This is a genomic window from Streptomyces calidiresistens, from assembly GCF_014141525.1.
Classification (GTDB): Bacteria; Actinomycetota; Actinomycetes; order Streptomycetales; family Streptomycetaceae; genus Streptomyces; species Streptomyces calidiresistens.
This window is the reverse complement of record NZ_VKHS01000326.1, coordinates 1-5790: the sequence shown is the minus strand read 5'-3', so window position 1 is coordinate 5790 and position 5790 is coordinate 1. Positions and strand designations below refer to the sequence as shown.

Sequence of the window (5790 nt, the reverse complement as noted above, 5' to 3'; positions counted from 1 at the left end):
CCCCACCGGCCCCCTCACTGCACGACTGACCACCGACCGCTTCGAAAAAGCCCTGCGCGTGGTGATCAACTCCACCGTCTTCCGCTCCTCCGGACAGAACCTCACCACCGCCGGCACCTACATCGAGATGGGAAGCCGCTTCACCGAACCCGCCCTGCCGGCCCTCGCGATCCTCGCCCGCATCAAACGCTGACCCCTCCCGGCGGAAACCACCCGCCGGACCGTCTCACCCGGTCCCGGCGGCGCGTGGAGAGAATTCGGGCGACGCGGGCACGGTCGTGCGGGCAGGATACGGACATGCCGAGACCTTCCGGATTCCGGTACCACCAGCACGGCGACCGAAGCGTCACCATCACCCACCACGGCCGCCCCGCGGGCACCCTGCGCGGCGCCCGGGCGCAGAAGTTCCTCACCGAAGTGGCATCGGGCGACGCCCAGGCGGTGATGGCACGCTGGACCGGCGCGTACAAGCACGGCAACGAACGCACCGCCCGCAACCACCCGCGCAACCGCCGCTGACAACGTGCGTGGATGGTCCACAGACACCGGCCCCTGGCCTGCGAGACACGCATGATCGGCAGTAGAGGCCCGGACCTATGTGATTACGGTGATCCGGGCCCCACCCCGGGGAGTCGGGTGTGGGACTGTTCCACTTCCGCGCCCGGGGTGCCCACCCGACCGACCAGCAGCTCCGTTACGGCCGGTAGATCAGCGAGCGAGAGGTGAGCGACCAGAGCCCGGACCATCTGCCGAGGCGACGCCGTCCGCGAGGCATGGTCGGCGAATCCGCACTTTCCAGCACCAGGGCCGGGTGGGGAACCGGATACAGGTCACCACCGGTGCCCCACCCCGCTCAAGATCCGTCCCATATCCCCAGACGCTTGAGCCTGCGCTGCCGGAGCCGCTCCGAGAGAGCCGTGAGCCCGAGGACAAGTCCCAGGAGCAGCCCGAAGAACACAGCGAACAGGGGATCGTCGGGCTCCTCCTCACGCGAAAGCAACAAAAAGAAGAGAGTGAAGGGAACAGAGACACAGAGCCCGACACCGATCGGGTGTCGGGCCACCACCTTCTGGATCCGCGTCGGACGCCGCTGCCCGCCCAGAGCCCGATCCCAAGCCCAGAAGACATCACCCACAGACCGCCACCGGTTCGCCACGGCAGAAGAATATGGCAACAGATCAGATGGTCCCCGGTTGAGGGCATACGGCCAACCACCACGTTCAGCCGGTTCACCGGCGCGATCCTCGGCACCGCCACCCTCACCCCCGCCCATCACGCAGTCGATTGCTGTGCCCCCGGGGCCACCAGGAGCCCGGCCTTGTGGCACTGGGAACCGGACGACATCCACCGCCTGGAGGAGCCCGTCCCCTGTCGGGGCGCCCTGGAGTGTGGCCCCGTGATGTTTCCGCGGTCCTGCTAGAGGGCCGCCGGCCTCCGGGCCCGGCATGACTGTTACCGCCTGTCGAAGCGGATGACCCGGGGGGTGGACTTGATCTGCTTTGACGGACACTCCTGATCAGGGGCTTCGGCCCCGGAAGGATGATGTCCATCATGGAGAGCAGGGGGAAGAAGCCGCGCCCTCGCCGCTCGTTCACGCCGGAGTTCAAGGCCGAGATCGTCGAGCTGGGCCGCCGGGGTGACCGGTCGGTGGGTCAGGTCGCGAAGGATTTCGACCCGACCGAGACCGCGGTGCGCCGGTGGGCCACCCGGGCCGGGGTCGACGCCGGTGAGCGTGAGGGCCTGACCAGCGATGAGCGCGAGGAGTTGGCTCGGCTGGGGGGGAGAGAGAGAACCGCCGGCTGCGCGAGGATGTCGAGGTCCTCAAGCGTGCGACGGCTTTCTTCGCGAAGGAGACCCGGTGACGGTGCACCCGTTCATCGAGGCGGAGAAGCAGGCAGGCCAACAGCGTCAAACGAGCGTGTGAGCTGCTCAAGGTCTCCCGTGCCGCCTTCTGTGCCCGCCGCGACGGCGAGCCCGCCCCCCCCGGCGGTCCGCGACGCCGAGCCGACCGAGAGGACCACCGAGGTCCACGCGGACTCGCGGGGCAGCTACGGCGCCTCTCGTGTCCACGTCGTCCTCCAGCGAGCCGGAGACCGGTGCGGCCGTCGTCCGGCGGGTCGGTCGATGGAGGATGCCCGGCAGGCGGCGGGGCTTCCGCCCGGGGTGTGGCTGGGGTGCGGCCCGGCCGCTCTCGGACTGGTGGCCGGGGAGCCGGTGACGCAGCGACAGATGGAGCTGCTGTACGGCAGGGGTCGGCACCCGGACGCCGGCCGGATCGAGCACGAGCTGCCGGAGGCCGGGGCCGACCCGGCTGAGGCCCGGCGGGCCACGGCCCTCGGTCGGCCGATCGAGGAGGTCTCACGGCGGGGCGTGCCGCCGCTCCTCGCCCTGGATCTCGTCTTCCGGCCGCAGGCGTCCCTCACCGTGCTGTGGGCCCTGGGCGATGACCATGTCCGGGAGGTGATCGAGGCCGCGCACGAGCGGGCCATCGAGACGGTGGTGCACCGCCCGGAGAAAGAGGTGGCGCAGACCCGGTGGTCCTCGGGCCGCAAACGTGCCAGGACACCGGCCCTGAGCATCGCGCGGTTCCGGCACTTCGACAACCGCGACGGGGCACCCCTGCTGCACGACCACTGCCTGATCCTCAACCGCGCGGGGCGCCTCGGCGGGGCCCGGGGTGCGCTGGACACCCGCACCCTGCACCGGCACATCGTGGAAGCCGGAACCTTCTACACCCTCACGATGACCACTGATGTGTGCGAGGAGCCGGGCCTGGCGACCGTGCCCCGTGGTACTGCGCTCGGGTTTCCAGGAGGTCGCCGCTTTCGACGACGAGCCATACGCCACCCCCTGGTTCGGGAAGCGAGTCGGCAGGGGCGACGCCGACTGAGTCGCAGCTGAGGCCCGCACGCCTCTCCCGCCGCCGACCTGAACAGAGGACAGAACCGATCCTCGTCTCAACTCCGCCTGTAGGCTGGCTTTTTGATCTCAGACAGGGGTGAACCGCCCGGCTGCGCGGGAGACGCGAGAGACGGGTGAGACGCGGAAGCAGGGGGCTGGATGAATACCGTCCTGATCGTACTGGGAGTCATCTTCCTGGTCATCGTCGCCGTGGTCGCCGCCGGTGTCGTCTTCGCCGTGACCATTCGGCTCCGGCAGAACCGGCAGCTCGACCGGCAGGCCGCTGAGCAACAGGACTATCCCGAGTGGGCGGCGGAGCACGACCTGACGTACGACCCAGAGGATCCGGTGCTGCAAAACGCAGGCCTCGGCCAGGTCATGCCGTTCCGCGACTTCAATGGTCCAGGCGTGTTGTTCCGTACCAACCACGTGTTCCACGGCGAGTTCGTGGGCCGGCCCGGCTACCTGCTGGGACTCGCCCTGTTCGCCGACCCCCGCCCCGGGGCCAAGCCGAGCGCCACCTATACCGTGGCTCTCGCTCGGCTGGACCCTCCGGCGCCGGAGCTGGCCCTCGGTCAGGGGAAACGGGGCAAGCGGCGGGACGCCGGCTCCGTTCGTACCGGAGACGCGGCGTTCGACGCGCGGTTCGTGGTCACGGCGGCCGATCAGCGCGCCGCCCTCGACCTGCTCCAGGCGCCACTGATGACGTGGCTGTCCGAACAGCCACGTCAGGGAATGCCGTCGATGCATCTCAACGGTGGGTGGGCGTGCTGCTACCTACGGGGACCGTTCCTGATCGAACGCGCGGAGCGCGTCCGGGACCAGCTCGAACGCCTGCTGGCCTCGCGCGACGGCCAAGCCAGCGCGTAGGCCACTCGACCCCCGGCCGACGCCCGCACCGCCGCGATCGCCACCGGCGACGACGTGACGCTGACCTACCTGAAGCCATGTACTCCCGCTTCGTGTCCGCCATCGGCGACAGCAGCGCCAACCGCGAAATCGCGCGCCCGGACTGGACGCACTCATCCGCTCCCAGGCCTTCGCGAACCAGTGGCGCCGCGCCCACAAGGCCGCCACAGCCGGCCTGACCGTGGTCTCCATCGTGGGCACCGACGAACTCCACGTCGCCGGTGGGGATTGGCGGCAGGTGTGGGCCGAGGGACGGGGCTGTCGGAGATGAAGGTCAAAACCCCCCCACACCGGTGAACCCCTCGGCTACACCCTGACCGAGGTCCCCTGATGGCACACAGCACCACGTGGGGCGAGTGGCGGAAGTGCAACGCGGACGGCCTGCACGGCGCCGACGCCCTGGCCCGGGGCCTGGAGGCGATGGTCACCGGCATCCCGGAGCAGGGTAAGGAGCCCGGCGGCGTCGGCGAGACCGGGCGGGACGGCGCGGCACCGGCGGCCCGCAGCTCGGTGGGGAAACTGCGGCCGGCGACCACCCCGATCACGCGCACTCCGGCCTGTCGGACGGGGCGGGAACGGACCGGGCGACTCACCCCACGCGAGGAGCGCCCCCGCCGGACTCCTTGGGCCCTTCCGCGCCCCGTCCTCCTCGGCGGCCGAGGGGAGCGGTTCCTCCCCCGTCTCATCCCCGTCGGGCACCAGGTCCTGGCGTTCCTCGTCGGTCCGGGCCGAGGAGGACATCGCCTCAGCGGCATCCAACCCGAAAAAGTCCTTCAGGGCCTGTGCCGCCTGCATCGCCTGCGACAGCATCACGGGAACAGGGATGGAGGCCACCGCTCGTGCGAGCTCCCCCATCGCCATCGGGAAGTCGACCAGGCCGGATTGGTACACCGCCGCCCCACGCGCTGTACGTGGACGTGCTGCGGCACGGAGATGCGGTGAAGGAGGTCGGCACGGCCCTCGCCCCACCTCCTCCGGGCGGAGGGCTGAGGTCTTTCCCCGGGGTGCTCGAACACCGCGTGGCAGGGGCCGGTCGACCACGCACCGGTGGGGCCCCGGCCGGCGCGGCTCGATACCGTGGGCGGTGCGGTGGCGGATCCCCGGGCCGTGGATGCCGTGGACGTCGCCATCGGGTTCCCGCACGGCAACATGTCGCCCGGCAGCGGGTGGGCGTGTGTCGCCCCGTGAGGGGGATCGCGCGATGCGCAGGCGGATACCGGGCGCCGAGACTTCGGTGTGGGTGATGCCGATCCGGTGCCGGATGAAAACGCCGCGTCGGCCGAACGCCCGGTCGGGGGGATCGGCTTGGAGGAGAAGCCGCTCCGTCCCGGTGGGCGCGGGGGCGACGGGTTGCCGGGGCGAAGCGTGGTGGTCACCCGCTCGCCCCTTGTCGCGGAGCGCCGGTGGGGAGAAGGGGCTGCCGGCGCTCGCGGTGGCTGTTTCTGTCGGACACCGTGCTCACTGCGCCCCCGCCGGTCCCCGGGGTGCGACCCCGGGCCGGGGGCGCCCCCCGGCGAACGCGCCATCGGTCTGCCGGAGGTGCGCTTTCGCACCACCGTGTGAACTCTTGGTGATCAAGTCATAACTGATTGTCGGTGGGTGGTGCTTTGATGGCGTGGCTGCCCCGGGGAGGGGCCGCACACGCGAAGAGAGGTGGGGGAGTGCTCCCTGTCGAACATCACGCCCAGCCCATCCCGAAAAGGCCCGAACCGTACGCGGCCGGCCCCCCCCTCGGCGGCCCACCGTCATCGATCCGGGCACGCCGGCCCCCGGTCCCTCCGCAGCCGGAAGAACCCTCACGACGGACCGCGCCGCGGACGCGTGGCTCCCGCCTCGAACCCGGTCCGCGGCCCTGTTCCCGGCCACCCGATCCGACCGGGCCCGCCCCGCTCCCATGCCGTCCACCTCACCGGCCCCGGTGGCTTCGTGTGCGGCCGCTCTCTCCGGTGGGCGGTGGCAATGAGTGCCCGCCGCACCACC

At 70.9% G+C, this 5790-nt stretch carries 3 protein-coding genes and 1 pseudogene; all 4 read left to right on the top strand.

Annotation, left to right across the window (positions count from 1 at the left end):
• Positions 1-193: pseudogene (locus tag FOE67_RS14525) on the top strand (pentapeptide repeat-containing protein); the annotation flags it as partial.
• 104 nt (positions 194-297) lie between these two features.
• Positions 298-519, top strand: a complete 222-nt coding sequence (locus FOE67_RS14520; protein ID WP_182664332.1) for a hypothetical protein — start codon at positions 298-300, stop codon at positions 517-519.
• Between the two features lie 1605 nt (positions 520-2124).
• Positions 2125-2901 carry a MobF family relaxase gene (mobF, locus tag FOE67_RS14515; RefSeq protein ID WP_228473891.1) on the top strand — a complete coding sequence of 259 codons (777 nt, stop codon included), beginning with the start codon at positions 2125-2127 and terminating at the stop codon, positions 2899-2901.
• Positions 2902-3060: 159 nt separating this feature from the next.
• A complete protein-coding gene (locus FOE67_RS14510) occupies positions 3061-3771 on the top strand; it encodes a hypothetical protein (protein WP_182664330.1) in 711 nt (236 codons plus the stop codon).
• Positions 3772-5790 lie beyond the last annotated feature (2019 nt).

Bases quoted from the DNA above. Each gene is read 5' to 3' on its own strand.
- mobF (WP_228473891.1), top strand. From the start codon at position 2,125: ATGGAGGATGCCCGGCAGGCGGCGGGGCTTCCGCCCGGGGTGTGGCTG.
- FOE67_RS14520 (WP_182664332.1), top strand. From the start codon at position 298: ATGCCGAGACCTTCCGGATTCCGGTACCACCAGCACGGCGACCGAAGC.
- FOE67_RS14510 (WP_182664330.1), top strand. From the start codon at position 3,061: ATGAATACCGTCCTGATCGTACTGGGAGTCATCTTCCTGGTCATCGTC.